Below are 18549 nucleotides of genomic sequence, written 5' to 3'. Positions count from 1 at the left end.
TTATTGTCCAAGTCCTAATTCATCTAACAGTGATTTAATTTCAGTCTTTTGCTCATCTAAGAATTGTTTGTACTCTGCACTATTCAGGTACATTTCATCCCATCCGAATTGTGCGCGAATTTCTGCAAATGCTTCTGAATCACTTAACTCTTTAAATTTTTGCTCGTAATAAGCTACTGCTGCTTCGTCCAAGTTCGCCGGACCAAAGAAACCTCTCCAGTTAATGAATGTTTCATCAATACCTTGTTCGATTGCCGTTGGGAAATCTTCGATGACTTCACCTTCTAATCTTTCTGGTGATGTCACGCCTAGAACTTTAATATTTCCTGCTTTAACTTGCTCCACTGTTTCTGCAACACCAGTTGAATACACATCAACACTGCCATTAAGTAATTGTGTTAATCCACCACCATCTTGGTCTGATACATACTTAATTTTTGTAATATCTACGCCTGCTGCTTTTGCAATTTGTACAAATTGGATATGATCCATACTTCCAGGCGATGATGTTCCGACAACTGTAATGCTAGTTGGATCTTGTTTCATATCTTCAAATAACTCGTTAAGGTTATTCCATTTTGCATCAGCTGCTACAGCAAATGCTGCATAGTCAGCGATAACGTTTGCAAGTGGTGTGAAATCTTCATGACCATATTGTGATTGTCCATTTAATGGGATCAATACAATTGGTGGTGAAGATACAAACAATTTATGTGGATTTCCGTCAAAACCGGCAATGTAAGCCCAACCAACGGCACCGCCGCCACCAGCTTTGTTCACAACTCCCATGTTTTGCTCAATAATACCTTCTTCACTAAATACCTTTGCAACCATCCTTGCTGTAGTATCCCAGCCACCACCAGCTCCTGCAGGTGCAACAATTTCAATATTATCTTTCGGTGCCCACTCACCATTTTCTACTGTGCCACTCGTTCCTTCATTACTGGAAGAACAGCCAGCAGCAACTAACATACCTAACGCTAATACCGTTGTAAGTAATTTTTTCATTTTTATTTCCCCCTTTTATATCTTTGGTTTTTGAACTTTTATGACTTTGCTTATTATTCAATATAATTTAATTTTTCTAATTTGTAATCGTTTTCAAATTAAAGAACAATTTGTTTTTTCTGCACATTTTGTTCATTAAGTGCACAGAATCAAGAAAAGGAGATGCCACCTATAGATGACATCTCCTAAGAAAATTTATCTTACTTTACATAATATCTCCGTTCAGGTCTTCCGACCGCTCCATATTCAAGCTCAGCACTAATTTCACCAACAGAAATTAAATATTCCAAATAACGCCTTGCTGTTGTACGGGAAGCACCGATTTGAATTCCCATTTCTTCAGCCGTGATTCCTTCTTTCAGCTGTGTTATAATCTCTTTCACCTTATCAAGGGTTAATGGGTCAATTCCTTTTGGTGTTTGTTTATTCGGTAGACTTGTTTCTTTCTTGTAACCAAAATAATGATCTAAAAACGCTTGATCAACAGAATCATCGGCATCAAAGTTCTGCTTCATCTTTTTATAGCGATTAATTGTATCTATAAATCTCTCCATATTAACCGGTTTAATAATATAGTCAAACACACCATTACGCAGAATCTGTCCAACAATATCTTTTTCAGTTGCTGCAGAAATGATCACAAAATCAATATTGTTATTCAGTGTTCGTAAGTGTTCTATAATTTCTGTTCCTAGCATGTCAGGTAAATATAAATCAAGAATAACTAGATCTACGTCATTTGACTCTACTAAAGAAATCGCCTCTTTTCCCGTAAGTGCTTTACCAACAACCGTGACGTTACTCATTTTTTTTATAAACTTTTCATGGATACTTGCTATACGATAATCATCCTCTACAATGATAATCCTCGTCATTCGTCACACCTCCATGCTCTTTACATTTTTTTCGGAATAAACACTGTAAAGACTGTTCCCCCTGATGACTGCTTGTTTACTTCAATTTGTCCATTAAGCTCCCGAACGGCTTCCTTAACAATGGCTAACCCATAACCCCTATTTTCTTTATCTTTTGTAGAATAGCCTTTTGTAAAAATTTGCTCAACCATATCATCGGAAATTCCAATTCCATTATCAGCCACTTCAAAAATAATATCCTCTCCTAAGTCAGTAGCAAAAAAAGATACGTATTTATTTGTTTGTTTTTCTACCGCTTCCATAGCATTATCTATCAAATTACCGAGAATCGTAATCAATTTGGCAATGTCAATAATTTCCGGTAATTTCTCTAACGAACTATTAGGATCAATCTCTAAATGTATTTTATGCTCTGATGCACGGCCTAATTTTCCTAATAAAATAGCCTGAACTGCTCTGTCTTTAATTTGTTCAATTAAAATTTTGTTTTGTGAACTCGTGATTTTTGATTCTTTTTCGATTAGGTCAATTGCTTCCTCGTATTCACCTAATTGCAGTAACCCAGATAATGCATATAATTTATTCGTATATTCATGGGTTTGAGCACGAAGATCTTCCGAATACTTTCTTACTTCAGATAATGCATTGATCATTTCGTTTATTTCAGTTTTGTCCCGAATACTTAATACGCCTCCAACAACTTTACCATTTTCCACGATTGGTGTTCGGTTTACGATTACATGACGGTTATTTAAGATCATTTCTTCATTTTTTATTTCGTTATTTTTGGGATCGCCCTGAAAAATTCGTGAATTTGGAAATACATCATCCAAACTCTTATTTATTGCATCCATTGAAATGCCTAGCATTGTTTGAACCGATTCATTCAGCATTGTGATGCTCTTATTATTATCAACCGCAATGATCCCTTCATGGATTGAGGTTAATATCGCATTGCGATCTCTATACAATGAAGCAATTTCATACGGTTCCAACCCCATCGTATCTTTTCTAATATTACGTGTTAAGAGTATTCCTCCAATAATTCCAATAATAAGGACAAAAATCGGTCCACCACTTATTTTTAATAATCTTTGAAAAATAAGTGTTTTTATATCATTGATCATAAAGCCTACAGAAACTATACCAATAATTTCACCGTTTTCATTTAAAATGGGCGCTTTTCCGCGTAATGAAGGGCCTAAACTTCCAACCGCTGTTGAAATGTAATATTCCCCGTAAATCAGTGCTCTTTCATTATCATCTCCTACCATTTTTTTCCCTATTTTTTCTGGGTCAGGGTGAGCATACCGAATGCTGTCAGTATTTCCTACAACAATAAATTCTGCACCAGTAAAATCCTTAACCTCTTGGGCAATCGGTTGAATGACCTTTTCTGGTTCTTCCAATAAAAAAGCCTGTTGTACAGTAGGCATTAAAGATACCGTACTCGCAACATGAAGGGCCCTCTCGCCAAAGTGTTCCTCAATATCTTTTGCCTCAAAATAGGCATAAATTGCTGTTAATAAAAATGTAATTAATATGATTAGACTAATGATAAGGACCAATATTTTTGTTTGCAAAGAGACTTTTTTCATCATGCAAGTCCTCCTTGTATTCAATAAAACTTCAAAATTTTTATAAAAATGATAGATCAAAGATTTATTCTAGCATAATTAATAGTTAATATGTAGTACAAAAATAGGACATAGCTACACCACAGAAAAGTTATTGTTTTATTTATTTGGAAAGGACTATCATTTCCTCAAGCGAATATAAAAAAGGTGGGAATATTTAGTAAAAAAACGGAGGCGATTTAATTGGGTTTTTTAGATGGTTTAATGGGGAATGCTTCAGAAATCAATATTAATGATGTAAGAAAGGAATTTTCAAAAGTATTAACAAGTGATGAAACTGTAGACAAGGCTTATAAGTTAATTCGGGATATGTTCATATTTACTAATAAAAGATTGCTGCTTGTAGATAAACAGGGATTGACGGGAAAAAAAGTTGAACTTCATTCCATCCCATATAAAAATATTACTCATTTTAGTATTGAAACCGCTGGGAACTTTGATTTGGATGCGGAGCTGAAAATATGGATATCCGGAAGCACTGCACCAATTCAAAAACAATTTAATAAAAGCTTAAACATTTATGAACTTCAAAGGGTTTTAGCTGAATATGTTCTGTAAAAATAACCGAACGCAAAAAGCTAATCGGTATCGATTAGCTTTTTGTAAGAATGATATATACTTAACTACTGTCATTACTATGAATCACAGATATCTATAAAAAATAGTCACATTTTTTAGATGGACATCCCTAGCTTCTTTAGATGCTGAATTAATAGTTGTTTTTCACCTGCATCAAGTCCACTGCAAATGTCAGATATAGCTTCTCTATGCTTTGGAAACACTTCGGACATTAAATCATTTCCTGCAGCAGTAATTACAGCATAAGTAATCCGGCGATCCTTTGGGCATGGCTTTCTCTCGATTAGCCCTTTCTTTTCTAGCTTATCAACAACATATGTGATACTACTGCTTGCAATTAAGACCTTCTCCCCGATTTTTTGAATAGGCTGATCACCCTTACTATAAACCAGTTCAAGCACTGCAAATTCGGTTGGATTTAATCCATATGTTCTAATATCTTCTTCAACACGTTTTTTAACCGATTGAAACGCCCTGGATAAGACGATAAATAATTTCAATGATAATTCTTCGTCTGTTAGTTTATTGCTGTCTAAGACCATATTATCATCCCTTTTTAATTATCTCGAATTCGAGATAATTATATCCTATACATTTTCTTAATGTCAACAACTTTATTTAAATGATTCACTATAATAGCTCTTTATTCCTCTATGAATGCCTTTCAACGTTTTCATTTATTTTTATAAGGAGTCGTTCTAACTCTTTTAATTCTTCCGTTGAAATTCCATCTGTTATAATTTGTTGGAACTCTTCAGCAATTGGTATAATTTCTTTCCCAAGCTGTTTACCCTCTGGTGTCAAATAAAGCTTAACCGAGCGACGATCGTTGGGACAATTACTTCTTTTAATATATCCTTTTTTCTCTAAATTAGAAGCCATTCTAGCGATATTCGTTTTATCTTTATTTAACTTTTCACCCACTTGATTTTGCGTTAATCCATCTTTTTCCCAAAGTAACATCATAATTAAATTTTGTTCAGGGGCTATGTTATAAGTCTCCATTTTTGCCTTGATAAAACTAGTTAGTTTTAAATCCGTTCTATGAATTTTTATACCAATATGATCATGGAATATCGATTTCATAAAAATCCCCTTTTATATTTTTTTTAAGTATAAATAAAGGGAATTATGTTGTCAATTAGCGAAGATATTAGAATATGCTCTCTAAAAGACCCTGGAAAAAGTCACGAAAAGTTCTAACAAGGTGGACTTTTTTCTTGTTTTCACCTGTAAAATAATAGTAACCAATTAGAGTGAAGTTTTTTATTCAAAAATAGTAATAGGATGAGGGGGGATGTAATGCAAAATATTAAAGATACTGTCAAAGAAGTGGTCTATGCGATCCTTCCACTATCACTTGTTGTCATTATACTGCAATATACAATTATCGGTATGCCAATGGAAACATTTCTACAATTTATTGTTGGGATTATTATGGTATCAGTTGGATTAATCTTATTCTTATTAGGTGTCCACATCGGGTTATTGCCAATCGGAGAAATGATCGGTGCAGCCTTACCAAAAATGGGAAAAGCATGGCTAGTCGTGTTTTTTGGTTTTTTGCTTGGTTTTGTTGCCACTATCGCAGAACCTGATGTTCGTGTGTTGGCGATGCAAGTTGATTTTGTTTCAGATGGTATCATTTCCAGTAGCATTCTCATTTATACTGTTGCATTAGGCGTCGCTATTTTTGTAGGGTTAGCCATGCTACGGATCATTTTAAATGTTCCAATCACTTATCTTTTAGTAGGAGGTTATGGCTTGGTGTTTCTCTTAGCAGCCTTCACCCCTGCCCATTTTGTTCCAATATCATTTGATGCTGGAGGGGTAACAACCGGCCCGATGACGGTACCGTTTATCCTTGCCCTTGGGGTAGGGGTAGCCTCAGTATTGAAAGGGAAATCTGCCTCGACAGATGGATTTGGACTAGTAGCTCTTGCATCAATTGGGCCCATTTTAGCTGTATTAGTGTTAGGGGTGATCTATGGATGAGCATCAATATCTTTTCAGGATTTGGTCATGTTCTTTATGAAGTAACGTTTGCATTACTTCCCTTATTAATTTTCTTTTTATTTTTCCAATTTTTCATATTAAAGTTACCATTAAAAAAACTAGTTGATATCCTAATAGGGATGTTCTTAACTTTTTGGGGATTGGCTTTTTTCTTACAAGGTGTTCATATTGGTTTTTTACCGGCTGGAGAAATGATGGGAACGATATTAGGAAATAAAGATTATTTATGGATCTTGATTCCTATTGGTTTTATCTTAGGCTTTGTTGCAACTTTTGCAGAACCAGCTGTTCGGGTTTTAAATCATGAAGTTGAGAAAGTATCAGGAGGTTATATTCCTCAAAAAGTTATGTTATTTACATTATCAATAGGTGTTGCTATTTCAATCGCTTTATCGATGGTACGAATCATTTTCGGAATCCCGTTATGGTATTTTATTATTCCAGGATATTTACTAGCATTACTACTCATCTTTTTTTCAACGAAGACATTTACGGCCATTGCCTTTGATTCAGGCGGGGTTGCCACTGGTCCAATGACCGTCACCTTTATTGTGGCAATGACAGTCGGCATCGCCTCAGTCATTGATGGGCGCGACCCGTTACTTGATGGATTTGGAATGATTGCTCTAGTTGCTCTTTCTCCCATCTTGTCAGTCCTGACATTAGGATTACTCTATGGCCGAAAGGAGAAGGAAAATGAACGAACTTTTGAATATGAATCATAAGCTGCTTATTACGATCGTAAAAAAAGGAGCAGCATCTAAAATAGTAAAAGCTACCAAAGCAGCGGGTGCTGAAGGCGGTACAATTCTTTTCGGCAAGGGCACTGGTATTCATGAGAAAAAAACCTTCCTAGGAATTACGATAGAACCTGAAAAAGAATTAATTCTTACATTAGTACCGGTTGAAAAAATTGATAGTATCCTTACTGCTGTCAATAAAGCCGGAAAATTAGATAAACCCGGTAATGGCATTGGTTTTGTTGTAGATGTAAAAAAAGTAGCTGGAATCGTACATCTTTTAAAATTACAAAACCAAAATACTAACGAAGGTGGTTAACAAATGGATAATCCTAATTTTTATGATCTTATTGTTACAATTGTTAACAAAGGGTACTCTGAAAAGGTTGTCGATGCCTCAAAAAAAGCGGGCGCTGAAGGTGGTACAATTATCTATGGAAGAGGTACTGGAATTCATGAACAGGCGAAGTTATTTTCAATTCAAATTGAACCTGAGAAAGAATTAATCCTTACCTTAATTACTCGCGATAAAACAGATGAAGTCCTAAACTCTATCATGATTGAAGCAGAGCTAGATAAACCGGGGAAAGGAATTGCCTTTGTTCTTGAAGTTGAGAGAACTGTCGGCATTAATCACATCATGAATCGCATGCTGAATGAAGTATATGATGCTGACTCTACTAATGGAGCTAATTAAAAGCGTTAATGCCTCTTACCAACCGTTTCGTATTGTCTTTTACTAAAATCCATTTTTGTTAATAAGGATTGTATTAACTCTCTCATCAAAGCTTAGAATTATTATTAATGAAACAAGTGATTCAATGATAATTATAGGAGAGGATAAGTATCAAAAAAAAACGCTCACACGAGCGTTTTTTTTTTGATACTTATTTTAGATCTTCAAATTCCTTTGCAATTCTTTCTAATGCTTCTTTGATAATTGGTCTTGGGGATGAAATACAAATTCGCTGATAATCCAATCCTTCTTCACCAAATAGTTTCCCATCCTCTAATAGCACATTCGCTTTATTATAAATCCGGTCATGAACCTCTTCAGGTGTTATACCATACCCAGTAAAATCGAGCCACATTACGTATGTTCCTTCAGGGCGAGTGACTTTTACTTTTGGCATTCGTTCTGATATAAATTGAATGACATATTGTATTGTCTCATCCAAATACTCTTTAAGTTGTTCTAACCAGTCTTCTCCTTCATGATATACAGCAATTAAAGCAGCTATTGTAAACGGTGATGGCAAATGAAATCCCAGCGCTTCACTATATGTTTTTTTCAAGTCAGGATTAGAAATAATAACATTTGTACAATGGAGTCCAGCAACATTAAATGTTTTATTAATTGCTGTCAGTGTAATAATGTGGTCGGGATTCTCGGTTGTATTTACAATCGGAATAAACGTTTGATCACATCGGATAAGATCACCATGAATTTCATCAGCAATAATCAATACACCATTGTCCGCACATATCGTAGCCAATTTATTCAGCTCTTCTTTTGTGAAAATTCTTCCCGTCGGATTGTGAGGATTACATAGGATAAATAGCTTTGTTCTTTCATCCTTTGCCTTTTCCTCAAAGTCTTTAAAATCAATCGAATAATAACCCTCTTCATTATAAAAAAGGGCATTATTTATCAGTTGTCTTCCGTTCCCTTCAATTGCTGAGGTAAAAGGCGGATAAATAGGACGCTGGATAATAACTCCATCTCCTGGGTCAGTATAAGCTTTTACAGCAACATTGACTGCATGAACAGTCCCAGGGCTATAAATGATATCATCCTTTTTAATGTCCCAGTTATGTCTCTTCTTGAACCAATGTTGAATTGCTGTATAATATTCCTCGGGAAAGACTGAATACCCATAAATTCGGTGATCAACTGTTTTATGAAGAGCATCTACTAAAGGCTGTGGCACCGGAAAATCCATATCAGCGGTAAACAATGGAATCGTCTCTTCATCATATCGTTCCGTAAGTCCCGCCTGCTTAATTAATTCCTCACCATCCCATTTCAACGAATATGTCCCTCTTCGATTTATCACTTCATCAAAATTATATTTCAAAGTTACATATCCCCCTTTGAAGTTTAGAGTGTAGAGTTGCAGAAAGTAAATTCTAGATAAGTCCATTTTTAAAACCTCTAAGAAATAACCCCAAAAGATCTTAACTCTAAACTCTACACTCTAAACTCATAACTATTCATACACTTTCAACTTTCAACTATAAACTAATCCTCCCACCTATATGTCCAAAAACGTTCATTCTTAATAAAGTTTATAAGTTCAGGATCTCTTTCTTCTAATTTTCTCGATAGCTCTGGCACTAAGCCTTCGAACCCTGAAATTTGTGAGCGATGAGACTGTATGCAATTCAGTTTCTTATCGATAACTGAACTAACATCTATGTGTACATCAGGTTCCCCAAGCTCTTCATGGGAATTATGGGAGAATGCAAGGCAATATAATGTTGGTCGCTCATCGATCGCTAGGCGCTTCAATGCATAAACTACAGCTTCTCCTGTAGCATTATGATCAGGATGAACACTATAGCCTGGATAGAATGTAATAATTAATGACGGATTTATCTCCTCAATCACCGAATAAAGTTGTTCCGCTAGTTTATCCTTGTCTTCAAATTCAATTGTTTTATCATGCATACCCATTTTTCTTAAATCGGTTAGCCCAATTGCCTTGCATGCATTGTTTAACTCTTCTTCACGAATCATTGGCAATGTTCTACGATTTGCAACCGGTGGATTTCCCATGTTTCGTCCCATTTCACCTAACGTAAGACAAACATAAGTTACAGGGATACCACTTTCAATATGTAATGCCATTGTTCCAGAAACCCCAAATGCTTCATCATCAGGGTGAGGAAATATTACAAGAATATGTTTTTCCATTTGCTATCATTCCTTTAAAAAGGTTGTTTACTTATTTGAAATGCTACTGCTAATTTTCCATCGGGATCATGACCAGCAAGAATAAGGCGATCATCATGATGATCTTCTTCCCAATCAGTTAAGCCTTCCGCATATACCCAGCCATTTTCTAGCTTCAACCCAACTCGGAAGGGGTTATCCCCTGTAATTTTCCCATGCTCATAATTAATTTTTCCGTTTTTAATGAAAGCACCTACATTTATTTTTGTGCGTCCATGGTGTGTTGAATACGCACCATTTGTTGTTTCTAAATGGAGATAAACATCTTGGTTCGCCAACTGGTTTATTGCTTTCTGAACCTTTAATGTATCAATTCGTTTCACATTTTTTCCTCCTAAAAATAACGGATTCTAGAATATCGTTTTCTACATGCTACATGTCTATTTACCATTTTAACCTAATTTCAAATATTTTTCAGATATCTAGCTTAGTAGTTGCAAAATCATGTTAGTCTATAACAAAATAAGGACTACCAATTCCAATGGATAGTCCTTATTTTTTATTTAATTTTTTCATAAGTTTCTTTATTACAGATCACATATAGTACTGCATCACTCGGTATTATTTCTTTTAAACGCCGATTAATATCCAAATGATCACGATCTGCAATAAGCGTTGCCCCTTGCTCAAGTAGCTCTACAAATGCATCGTGAAAGGTTACCCATTCTTCTTTTTTTCTAATCTTATATAAATCTTCCCCATGTTGTCGACTAATTAATTGAGAATAGAGTCTACTCACACCTTTATATAATGCCGAACGAACAGCTAGCCTAGATATTGTTTCTTGCGATAAGATGAACTCATCAACTTTCACATGTGAAAAGTTTGCAATATGTTTTTCAATCATAACTTCAACAGTTGTATGTACATTTGGAGCCAATCGCTCTGCTGTAATGGATACAGATAATGTTTTGGCATCTCGTAAGGCAGGGTCTTGGATTTTATCATCTGAAAAAACAATCACTGACTTCGCCTCTGAAATATTTGCTTTTTCAAACGTCTCTTCCTCGGTAGGATCACCTTGGATGAAGTGCACCCGATTTTGTCCTAGATCAATCGGAGACTTTTCCAGATTATCAATAATTACAATTTCAGCTGATAAATTTGATTCGAGAATTTCCTGAACGGCCGATTCCGTTTTCTTTCCCCATCCTATAATAATAATGTGATTTTCTTTTGTATAAGCCACTTTCCCTTCCTCCCTCTTCCGTCTAAAAATTGTAAATGCATCGACTATTTTTCCAATCACCACACCCAATAACCCAATACCAATCAAATACATCAACACAGCAAAAAGCTTACCCGCATTCGTTACGGGAGAGTAATCACCGTAGCCTACGGTCGAAAAAGTAGTCAAAACAAAATAGAATGAATTTAGGAGAGTCTCAAAGTTATCAGGTTCTAAGAGATAAACAAAGAAAGTGCAAAATAGAACAAAGCTAACAGTAAACAAAAGTAACGTTAGATTTCTCATTTTTAATAAAGATAACCCTAATTTTAGAAAAAAGTGCATATAAATTATCTCCTTTTATTTGAACAGTACTGTTAACTACCTATTTACAATATCAAATCCTTTAAAGCTGTTTCTAAATGGGTATATGTGAACGTAAACCCATGTTCTTGCAGTCTTTTTGGGATACAGTTTCTTCCAGTTAAAGCTAGGCTAGGTTCAGTTTTCATCATGACATAGGCCCCTAGCCAAACAAAGGGTGTCGGTGCTGGTGGAGTCCAGCTTTTGCCCATTACTTTTCTTAATGTTGACATAAATTCTTTATTGGTTACTGGACTTGGACCAGTTGCATTATAAATTCCATTATATTTGTTGTTTTCAATTGCCTGTAGGAACATATTATTTAAATCATCAATATGCAACCAACTAATATATTGAGTCCCCGATCCTACAGTTCCGCCAAGATTATATTTTACTAATTTTAATAATGGCTCAAGCGCGCCTCCATTTTTTCCTAATGCAAAGCCAATCCTTAACAACACTTGTCTTGTTTTTGAGAAGGATTCCCTGAAAAACTCCTCTTCCCACAATTTACATACATGGACAGAAAAACCAGTACCATATGGTGAATCTTCAGTACATTTTTTTCGTGTATCGCCAAAGATCGCTAATGAGCCAGCTTGAACAAAGGCTTGAGGAGGATTTTGACAATGACGAATTGCATCTTGAAGTACCTTAACAGAATCAATTCTAGAAGAAATAATCTCTTCCCGGTTGGCCTTGGTATAAATGCAATTTACACTTTTGCCTGTAAAATTAACAACTGCATAGCTTCCTTCTAATTCATCGGCCCATTGATCGAGATGAGCCCCATCCCATTGAACATAGGTAATATCCTCACTAATTGTAGGCTTATTCCTAGTTAAAATAACTACTTGATATCCCTTTTTTTTTAAAAATATAGCAAGCTCCTTCCCTAGAAACCCAGAGCCACCTGCAAGTATTACTTTTTTTCTCATCTAAACAACCTTTCTATCTGTAAAATAAAATGGTATTGCCATAATTAAGAACACAATACCCCACTATACTTGACGTATAAGAATATCATCATTATCGTGTAAGTAGAGAGATATTAAGTTAGGAGGAAAAGGAATGGCGATTGTTTTATTTGATGGCATATGTAATTTCTGTAACCATAGTGTTCAATTTATCATTCATAGAGATCCACACGGCTATTTCCAATTTGCTTCCCTTCAAAGTGAGATTGGGAAAAAATTAATAAAAGACTATAACATCCCAGATGATCTTAATAGCCTCATCGTCATTGAAGACAATAAATACTATGTTAAATCATCAGCTGCCTTAAGAATTTCCAAAAACTTACGTGGACCTTGGAAAATTTTTTACCTTTTCCTTATCATTCCAAAACCTTTTCGAGACATGGTCTATTCATTCGTTGCCAATAACCGCTACCAATGGTTCGGAAAAAGTGAGAGCTGTCAAATTCCGTCCTCTGAAATACGGAAGCGATTTTTGGAGTAGTTTTCCTAAAAAATATTATCTACATTAAATGATTTTCCTCTCATTTTTTATCTTGATACTTTTCCAGACACTCCTTACAAATGCAAGCTTTGTTTCTTTTTTTCTCAGGGACAAGCTTAAAAATCCCTTCAGGAAAAAACGCAGTACTACACCAGCAGGTAGCCTCACCTCGTTCATTTCCGCAGTCATTATCTTTATTACAGAGTGGACATTTCTTTGGATTGGTCATGTTCAGTCCCTACCTTTTATTTCAGTTTTCTTCCATTACTTTACTATATTCGAATCTAAGTGATTACCTACATTCTAACATAATTTTACTAATTTATAAGTATTCTAAATTTATCATGATTAAACAGTAGAACTTCATAAAATAAAGCGAAAAACATACATATAGGTTAAAAGATCAAATGAAAAGGAGAACACAATTTGCAAAATGACCTAAATGTGGAAAATTTCCAGAATCCTAAAGAACGAGACGCACATCATTACCGCTCGTTACTCGACTCTCTTCGTCAAGGAGGTTATATTTTATATGCAAGACATGCAGAAGCAACTGTAGGTACAGATCAACCCAATCTTAACTTTTTTGATTGTTCAACACAAAGAAATCTTTCAAACAGAGGACGAACACAAGCTGCTACTTATGGAGCTATACTTAGCAGACTCCGAATTCCTCTTATAAATCCTGTTATCACTAGTCCTTTTTGCAGAAATAGAGAAACTGCTGAAATTGCTTTTGGTAGACAGTTTGTTCAAGTTGATCCATTTTTGGTTCAAATTTACAACTTAAGTCAACCGCAAAATCAAGAACAGCTAGTAAGAACACTATACGCTCTTCGTTTAATGTTAGAAGTCCCACCTCCACCAGGAAGAAATAAGGTAATCATTGCTCACAGCTTTCCTACTGGGGTTGGACTAGGTGACATATCAAATATGGGGACTGTGATCGTGAGACCGCTTGGTTTTGGTAACGGTTTTGAAGTGATCGGAAAGTTATCTTTAATACAGCTATTTCGTTTAAGTGATTAGATTCGACCATAGCCTTTATTAAAATGAAAAATACCAGTACTCTTTTTATGATAGATGTAATTCATTCCCTTATCACCCATTATATTATTCTAAAAAAATGATACTATCTCTTATCAATTCAAATATACATGTAAGTAGGGGGGAATGAATAAATGTTTGATTGGATACCACTACTTTTTTCAATAATATTATTAAGTCTAGATGGATTCGTTATTGCCTTTATTTTTGGACTAAAGAAGATTCGAGTGAAGCTTACAGCGTTAATGGTTATCGCAATATTTACAAGTTTTATCATGCTTTTCGCCCTCTTTTTTGGACATGTTCTTGGGGAAGTTATTCCGACACGAGGGCTTACGGTTTTTTCAGGAATGCTACTTATTGGTATTGGCGTTTATCAATTAATTAGTGACCCTCCTATCTATAGACCTTCTTTTTTGTTTCAATTAGCCATTATTATTAATATTGATGGACTAGCATATGGCATTCAGGCCGGTATGAATGGACGGGGATATAGTTTCGCTATTTTTGTTGGGATCTTTATTTTCTTTGCTCTCGTCCTTGGAATCATACAAGGACAAACATTAAAAAATCCTTTGATTGTTAATCACCTTTCAATACTACCTGGACTTATTTTTATTCTATTAGGCTTGAGTAAAATTATCTTTTAATAAACTGGCATGAATCAGGAATTCTAGATTACCGTAAATCTTACACATTCTAAGTTTATGAAAGATGTAAAATTCAATTGAAAGGATGTATGCATTTTGTGGAATAATGCAATGAACTTAGCTGGACCTGTAAATATGTATAGCTACTTTTTAGGATATAATCCCCCTACCACTTTTAATCCGTTTGTGAAATTTCCATCGATCGCTCATTCTGCTTTTTGGTAAATCTAGATGTTCGTGTGGATTATCTTGTTAAACAACAACTCATTAACTATACAAAAATGATACCAGGTAAAAGCACCTGGTATCTTTGAAGTTATTGATTACTAGATTACTAAACTATTATTCCTTTACCTTTAATAATCGTAAGCTGTTTAACGTGACAAGCAATGTAGCTCCCATATCAGCAAAAATTGCTAACCATAATGTTAACCAGCCTGGAATGACTAACAACAACGCTAATGCTTTTATAGCTAATGAAAATGTGATATTTTGCTTAATAATTGCCAGTGCCCGGCGGCTTAACTTAATCGTGTATGGCAATTTTCGTAAATCATCTGACATTAAAGCGATATCAGCTGTTTCTAGCGCCGTATCTGTTCCTGCACCACCCATTGCCACCCCGACGGTAGAAGCGGCAAGGGCAGGAGCATCATTGACTCCATCACCGATCATGGCAACTTTATCGTGTTTTGCTTTAAGATCTTTAATGACATTTAATTTATCTTCTGGGAGCAGATTCGCTTTAATATAAGAAACACCGACTTTATTACCAATTGCCTCTGCAGTTCTTTCGTTATCACCAGTTAGCATAATCGTTTTTTCGATTCCTGCTTGGTGAAGCTTCTCGATAACATCAATTGACGTATCTCGTATTTGATCGGCAATAGCGATACTTAAGAGAATCTCGGTCTCGCTTCCTAACACGATGACAGTTTTTCCTTGTTTTTCTAAATCTGACATCATTTCTTTTCGAGCAGCATCAATACTTCCATGTAATTCCTCAAAAAGAGTTGGACTGCCCACGTAATACAACGTATCATTAACAATTGCTTTTACACCTTTACCAGTGAGTGACTGAAACTCTTCAACTTCTAGACTATGATATTTTAATCTATTTTCCTCAGCTTTTCGTAAGATAGCAGATGCAAGTGGATGCTGGGACCCTTTTTCAATTGCTGCTGTGATTGTTAATAATTGTTGCTCATTTTCTCCGTAAGTGACAATGTCGGTCACCGCAGGAACTCCTTTTGTTAATGTACCTGTTTTATCAAAAGCGATGACTTTCAGTGCTCCTGCCTCTTCTAAGTGAATACCGCCTTTGATCAAGACACCATTTTTGGCGGCATTACCAATCGCCGTAACGATAGCAATGGGTGTAGAGATAACTAATGCACATGGACATCCGACAACTAACACGGTTAATCCACGATAGACCCATTCACTCCAAGCTCCGCCCATAAATAATGGTGGAATAATAACAAGTAAGAGGGCAAACACAATGATAGCTGGTGTGTAATATTTTGCAAATCGATCGACAAACTGTTGTGATGGGGCACGATCAGCCTGTGCTTCCTCTACTAAATGAATAATTTTTGCTAGAGTTGTATCTTCTACTCGCTTTGTTACTCTAACCTCTAGCAGCCCTTCTTCGTTTAATGTTCCAGCAAAAACTTCATCTTCAATCGACTTTGTGACCGGAACACTTTCTCCTGTAATCGCAGCTTGATTAACTGTTGATGTCCCATTTACGACTACACCATCCATCGCTAACTTCTGCCCTGGCTTTACAATCATAATATCGTCCAATTGAATTTCATTAACAGCAACAAGGAATTCATCATTTCCACGGCGTATGAGAGCTTCTTTAGGAGCAATATCCATTAATGATTCAATCGATTGACGAGCTTTATCCATTGAATAACGCTCTAGTGCCTCACTAATTGCAAAAAGGATAACGACAACAGCACCTTCTCCCCACTCGCCGATGGCCGCAGCCCCAATAATCGCCACTGTCATCAATGTCGCCATATCAAAATTTAATCGAACTAAATTTTTAAGCCCTTTCGTAAAAAGTGAATATCCTCCGATTATGATAACCGCTGCATAACCTATAGTAGGAAATAAGTGCCCTTCACCGTATTGTAATTGCAGAAAAAAACTTAGAAACAATAGTACTGCTGCTAGATAGACTTTAAGATTTCCTTTTTGTCTCCAAAACGGAAGTTGCTCTACTTTTTGCTCAGATTCATTCCTAACTTTTATATTTTCAAACGCTCCTGCTTTTTCAATTTCTTCAATTGTTGTTTTTCCATACACCGTAATTTTCGCTGCACCAAAATTCACTTTTACATCAGAAACACCATCCAGGTGCTTTACGTTCGTTTCGAACTTTTTCGCACAGCTCGCTCAAGTAAAGCCCTGAACGCGATACGTCGTTACTTGTTGTTCAGACATTTTCTTCCTTCTCCTTTTTATGTGCTAATGCAATCAAAATCAGCTGATTAACATGTTCATCGTCCAATGAATAAAATGCCAGTTTACCTTCTTTACGGTATTTAACGAGACCTTGCTTTCTAAGTGTCCGTAAATGGTGAGAAGCAGTAGCAACAGAAGAGCCAATAATATTTGCAATATCACAGACACATAGCTCTCCATCTTGGCAAAGTGCATACGTGATTTTAGCCCGATTTTCGTCCGCTAACGCTTTAAATAATTGTGAAACCCCAGAAAAATTTTCCTTATTCACTTCTTTTGATACTCGCTCAACCTTATCTTCATCATAACAATATATTTCACATGTATCTTTATTGCTCATGGTAAAAGATCACCTCATTTACATTCAAATGTTCATTTGAATATATTGTAACACATATCTCAATTCATTCAAATATTCATTTGAATGATAACAACTTAAAATAAGCCTATTTTTCGTCAATCTATGTTTGTTACCATACAGAAGAAGCACCACTTCGGTTAGAAGTGATGCTTATATACTGAGTTATGATTGAAAACAGAAATAAGGAAATCAGATATCTCCCATCAATCTCCTGTCAGATTTCCCTTGTTTCAAATGGTCTTCCATGATACCTTAAAACTATTGATCTCTTTTTTTCGACAATAGAATAGAAGGAGCTGTATTATGAGACACCGTTTCGCTTTATTTACAACAGTTGTCACAATCATTGCCCTGCTTTTAGGCAATCTCGTTGTAGCTACAAACTCAGGTGATGCATGTGGGACATCCTATCCAAAATGTAACGGGGTATGGATTCCTGATTTTACAATCAATGTAGCAATTGAATATTCACACCGTGTTTTTACCCTTTTCCTAGGTTTTTTCATCTTTTTTAATAGTATATTAGCTTGGACAAAACGTTATAAAGGTGAAACAGGCATTAAAGTACTTGCACCACTTACTTCCTTTTTTCTCATTTTCCAAGCACTAACAGGCGGACTAAATGTTATGTTAGGTACGCCACCGGGATTTACAACATTTGATGTTACAAACAGCTTACTATTACTAACTGGCTTAATTTTTCTAATGATTGTATTACAACGGAGGCAAGTCTATGAAATTTCACCAGAGTTAAGAGCAGAAGATCAAAAACTGCAATTAATGAAACTGCCTTCATTAATTGCATTCCTATTCTTATATTTTGAGATTATTCTTGGAGCATTTTTCAAACATACTGGTGCAAGTAAGCTAGCCTTTGATTTACCAGTTGTTCGATCACTTTTTGAGTCAACACTAATTGCAGAAACGATCTATCATTTCCATGGAATTATGACAGGTGTAGTCGTTGTGTACGCGATTTGGTTACTATTCTATACATTACGTACGCAAATGTTTGTTATACCTGCTGTAATCTTTGTCGCATTAGTGTTGTTAAATGGTATCGTCGGAATGATTTCCGTCTACACCAGTTTACCAGCCGTAGTCTCCTCTATTCATATGATGCTTTCGGTATTAACACTTGCTTCAAGCGGCTACATTTTAGGAAAAACATACTTTGGAACGTACTTCCTTGTAAAAAAAGACTAAGGAT

The 18549-nt window shown here is 35.6% G+C and carries 22 protein-coding genes and 1 pseudogene; 9 read left to right on the top strand and 14 right to left on the bottom strand.

The window, feature by feature from the left end:
* The 3 genes from ACJ2A9_RS15870 to ACJ2A9_RS15860 form a co-directional block, all read right to left on the bottom strand.
* A complete protein-coding gene (locus tag ACJ2A9_RS15870; RefSeq protein WP_441422652.1) occupies positions 1–1008 on the bottom strand; it encodes a tripartite tricarboxylate transporter substrate binding protein in 1008 nt (335 codons plus the stop codon).
* Positions 1009–1208: 200 nt separating this feature from the next.
* Positions 1209–1883 (bottom strand): response regulator, encoded by a 675-nt coding sequence (locus ACJ2A9_RS15865; RefSeq protein ID WP_441422651.1) that lies wholly within the window; start codon positions 1881–1883, stop codon positions 1209–1211.
* Positions 1884–1903: 20 nt separating this feature from the next.
* Positions 1904–3484 (bottom strand): ATP-binding protein, encoded by a 1581-nt coding sequence (locus ACJ2A9_RS15860; protein ID WP_441422650.1) that lies wholly within the window; start codon positions 3482–3484, stop codon positions 1904–1906.
* A gap of 219 nt (positions 3485–3703) precedes the next feature.
* Here ACJ2A9_RS15860 and ACJ2A9_RS15855 point away from each other — a divergent pair, with 219 nt between their 5' ends.
* Entirely contained in the window at positions 3704–4078 is a 375-nt protein-coding gene (locus ACJ2A9_RS15855) for a PH domain-containing protein (protein WP_441422649.1), read from the top strand.
* A gap of 116 nt (positions 4079–4194) precedes the next feature.
* Here the strand turns inward: ACJ2A9_RS15855 and ACJ2A9_RS15850 are convergent, their stop codons facing one another.
* Together ACJ2A9_RS15850 and ACJ2A9_RS15845 are read right to left on the bottom strand one after the other, a co-directional pair.
* Entirely contained in the window at positions 4195–4641 is a 447-nt protein-coding gene (locus ACJ2A9_RS15850; protein ID WP_441422648.1) for a MarR family winged helix-turn-helix transcriptional regulator, read from the bottom strand.
* Between the two features lie 109 nt (positions 4642–4750).
* Positions 4751–5185, bottom strand: coding sequence for a MarR family winged helix-turn-helix transcriptional regulator (locus ACJ2A9_RS15845; RefSeq protein WP_441422647.1), 435 nt, complete (start codon positions 5183–5185; stop codon positions 4751–4753).
* A gap of 216 nt (positions 5186–5401) precedes the next feature.
* Here ACJ2A9_RS15845 and ACJ2A9_RS15840 point away from each other — a divergent pair, with 216 nt between their 5' ends.
* The 4 genes from ACJ2A9_RS15840 to ACJ2A9_RS15825 are packed head-to-tail and all read left to right on the top strand — an operon-like array spanning position 5402 to position 7552.
* A complete protein-coding gene (locus ACJ2A9_RS15840; RefSeq protein ID WP_441422646.1) occupies positions 5402–6094 on the top strand; it encodes a DUF1538 domain-containing protein in 693 nt (230 codons plus the stop codon).
* A complete protein-coding gene (locus ACJ2A9_RS15835) occupies positions 6091–6840 on the top strand; it encodes a DUF1538 domain-containing protein (RefSeq protein ID WP_441422645.1) in 750 nt (249 codons plus the stop codon). The genes ACJ2A9_RS15840 and ACJ2A9_RS15835 overlap by 4 nt, the downstream gene beginning before the upstream one ends.
* Positions 6812–7174, top strand: coding sequence for a P-II family nitrogen regulator (locus ACJ2A9_RS15830; RefSeq protein WP_441422644.1), 363 nt, complete (start codon positions 6812–6814; stop codon positions 7172–7174). The genes ACJ2A9_RS15835 and ACJ2A9_RS15830 overlap by 29 nt, the downstream gene beginning before the upstream one ends.
* A 3-nt stretch (positions 7175–7177) precedes the next feature.
* Positions 7178–7552 (top strand): P-II family nitrogen regulator, encoded by a 375-nt coding sequence (locus ACJ2A9_RS15825; RefSeq protein ID WP_441422643.1) that lies wholly within the window; start codon positions 7178–7180, stop codon positions 7550–7552.
* A 190-nt stretch (positions 7553–7742) separates the two neighbouring features.
* Here the strand turns inward: ACJ2A9_RS15825 and ACJ2A9_RS15820 are convergent, their stop codons facing one another.
* The 6 genes and pseudogenes from ACJ2A9_RS15820 to ACJ2A9_RS15795 form a co-directional block, all read right to left on the bottom strand.
* Complete coding sequence (locus ACJ2A9_RS15820) at positions 7743–8933, bottom strand: MalY/PatB family protein (protein ID WP_441422642.1); 1191 nt, start codon at positions 8931–8933, stop codon at positions 7743–7745.
* A gap of 164 nt (positions 8934–9097) precedes the next feature.
* Positions 9098–9772, bottom strand: a complete 675-nt coding sequence (gene bshB2, locus ACJ2A9_RS15815; protein ID WP_441422641.1) for a bacillithiol biosynthesis deacetylase BshB2 — start codon at positions 9770–9772, stop codon at positions 9098–9100.
* Positions 9773–9786: 14 nt separating this feature from the next.
* Positions 9787–10134, bottom strand: a complete 348-nt coding sequence (locus ACJ2A9_RS15810; RefSeq protein ID WP_441422640.1) for a YojF family protein — start codon at positions 10132–10134, stop codon at positions 9787–9789.
* Between the two features lie 176 nt (positions 10135–10310).
* Positions 10311–11000 (bottom strand): NAD-binding protein, encoded by a 690-nt coding sequence (locus ACJ2A9_RS15805; protein WP_441422739.1) that lies wholly within the window; start codon positions 10998–11000, stop codon positions 10311–10313.
* A 24-nt stretch (positions 11001–11024) separates the two neighbouring features.
* A pseudogene (locus tag ACJ2A9_RS15800) lies at positions 11025–11285 on the bottom strand (potassium channel family protein); the annotation flags it as partial.
* Positions 11286–11368: 83 nt separating this feature from the next.
* Entirely contained in the window at positions 11369–12280 is a 912-nt protein-coding gene (locus ACJ2A9_RS15795; RefSeq protein ID WP_441422639.1) for a TIGR01777 family oxidoreductase, read from the bottom strand.
* A 133-nt stretch (positions 12281–12413) separates the two neighbouring features.
* Between ACJ2A9_RS15795 and ACJ2A9_RS15790 the strand changes: the two genes are divergently transcribed.
* Positions 12414–12803, top strand: coding sequence for a thiol-disulfide oxidoreductase DCC family protein (locus tag ACJ2A9_RS15790; protein WP_441422638.1), 390 nt, complete (start codon positions 12414–12416; stop codon positions 12801–12803).
* Between the two features lie 40 nt (positions 12804–12843).
* Here ACJ2A9_RS15790 and ACJ2A9_RS15785 read toward each other — a convergent pair whose 3' ends face one another.
* On the bottom strand, positions 12844–13032 hold the full coding sequence (locus ACJ2A9_RS15785) for a cysteine-rich CWC family protein (protein ID WP_441422637.1): 189 nt from the start codon (positions 13030–13032) through the stop codon (positions 12844–12846).
* Positions 13033–13229: 197 nt separating this feature from the next.
* Between ACJ2A9_RS15785 and ACJ2A9_RS15780 the strand changes: the two genes are divergently transcribed.
* Together ACJ2A9_RS15780 and ACJ2A9_RS15775 are read left to right on the top strand one after the other, a co-directional pair.
* Entirely contained in the window at positions 13230–13832 is a 603-nt protein-coding gene (locus ACJ2A9_RS15780) for a histidine phosphatase family protein (protein WP_441422636.1), read from the top strand.
* Positions 13833–13984: 152 nt separating this feature from the next.
* Positions 13985–14500 carry a hypothetical protein gene (locus tag ACJ2A9_RS15775; protein WP_441422635.1) on the top strand — a complete coding sequence of 172 codons (516 nt, stop codon included), beginning with the start codon at positions 13985–13987 and terminating at the stop codon, positions 14498–14500.
* Positions 14501–14842: 342 nt separating this feature from the next.
* Here the strand turns inward: ACJ2A9_RS15775 and ACJ2A9_RS15770 are convergent, their stop codons facing one another.
* Positions 14843–16957: a heavy metal translocating P-type ATPase gene (locus ACJ2A9_RS15770; RefSeq protein ID WP_441422634.1), complete on the bottom strand. Its 2115-nt coding sequence runs from the start codon at positions 16955–16957 to the stop codon at positions 14843–14845.
* A complete protein-coding gene (locus ACJ2A9_RS15765) occupies positions 16950–17318 on the bottom strand; it encodes an ArsR/SmtB family transcription factor (protein WP_441422633.1) in 369 nt (122 codons plus the stop codon). Before ACJ2A9_RS15765 ends, ACJ2A9_RS15770 begins: the two co-directional genes overlap by 8 nt.
* Before the next feature lie 324 nt (positions 17319–17642).
* Between ACJ2A9_RS15765 and ACJ2A9_RS15760 the strand changes: the two genes are divergently transcribed.
* Positions 17643–18545 carry a COX15/CtaA family protein gene (locus tag ACJ2A9_RS15760; protein WP_441422632.1) on the top strand — a complete coding sequence of 301 codons (903 nt, stop codon included), beginning with the start codon at positions 17643–17645 and terminating at the stop codon, positions 18543–18545.
* The last annotated feature ends 4 nt before the right edge of the window (positions 18546–18549 follow it).

This window comes from Anaerobacillus sp. MEB173 (genome assembly GCF_052119505.1).
GTDB lineage: Bacteria > Bacillota > Bacilli > Bacillales > JBJMAU01 > JBJMAU01.
This window is presented reverse-complemented; position numbering and strand designations above follow the sequence as displayed.

Coding starts and splice junctions, on each gene's coding strand:
- ACJ2A9_RS15860 (WP_441422650.1), bottom strand. CDS start 3,484: ATGATGAAAAAAGTCTCTTTGCAAACAAAAATATTGGTCCTTATCATT.
- ACJ2A9_RS15795 (WP_441422639.1), bottom strand. CDS start 12,280: ATGAGAAAAAAAGTAATACTTGCAGGTGGCTCTGGGTTTCTAGGGAAG.
- bshB2 (WP_441422641.1), bottom strand. CDS start 9,772: ATGGAAAAACATATTCTTGTAATATTTCCTCACCCTGATGATGAAGCA.
- ACJ2A9_RS15830 (WP_441422644.1), top strand. CDS start 6,812: ATGAACGAACTTTTGAATATGAATCATAAGCTGCTTATTACGATCGTA.
- ACJ2A9_RS15840 (WP_441422646.1), top strand. CDS start 5,402: ATGCAAAATATTAAAGATACTGTCAAAGAAGTGGTCTATGCGATCCTT.
- ACJ2A9_RS15775 (WP_441422635.1), top strand. CDS start 13,985: ATGTTTGATTGGATACCACTACTTTTTTCAATAATATTATTAAGTCTA.
- ACJ2A9_RS15845 (WP_441422647.1), bottom strand. CDS start 5,185: ATGAAATCGATATTCCATGATCATATTGGTATAAAAATTCATAGAACG.
- ACJ2A9_RS15865 (WP_441422651.1), bottom strand. CDS start 1,883: ATGACGAGGATTATCATTGTAGAGGATGATTATCGTATAGCAAGTATC.
- ACJ2A9_RS15760 (WP_441422632.1), top strand. CDS start 17,643: ATGAGACACCGTTTCGCTTTATTTACAACAGTTGTCACAATCATTGCC.
- ACJ2A9_RS15835 (WP_441422645.1), top strand. CDS start 6,091: ATGAGCATCAATATCTTTTCAGGATTTGGTCATGTTCTTTATGAAGTA.
- ACJ2A9_RS15825 (WP_441422643.1), top strand. CDS start 7,178: ATGGATAATCCTAATTTTTATGATCTTATTGTTACAATTGTTAACAAA.
- ACJ2A9_RS15765 (WP_441422633.1), bottom strand. CDS start 17,318: ATGAGCAATAAAGATACATGTGAAATATATTGTTATGATGAAGATAAG.
- ACJ2A9_RS15850 (WP_441422648.1), bottom strand. CDS start 4,641: ATGGTCTTAGACAGCAATAAACTAACAGACGAAGAATTATCATTGAAA.
- ACJ2A9_RS15785 (WP_441422637.1), bottom strand. CDS start 13,032: ATGACCAATCCAAAGAAATGTCCACTCTGTAATAAAGATAATGACTGC.
- ACJ2A9_RS15870 (WP_441422652.1), bottom strand. CDS start 1,008: ATGAAAAAATTACTTACAACGGTATTAGCGTTAGGTATGTTAGTTGCT.
- ACJ2A9_RS15790 (WP_441422638.1), top strand. CDS start 12,414: ATGGCGATTGTTTTATTTGATGGCATATGTAATTTCTGTAACCATAGT.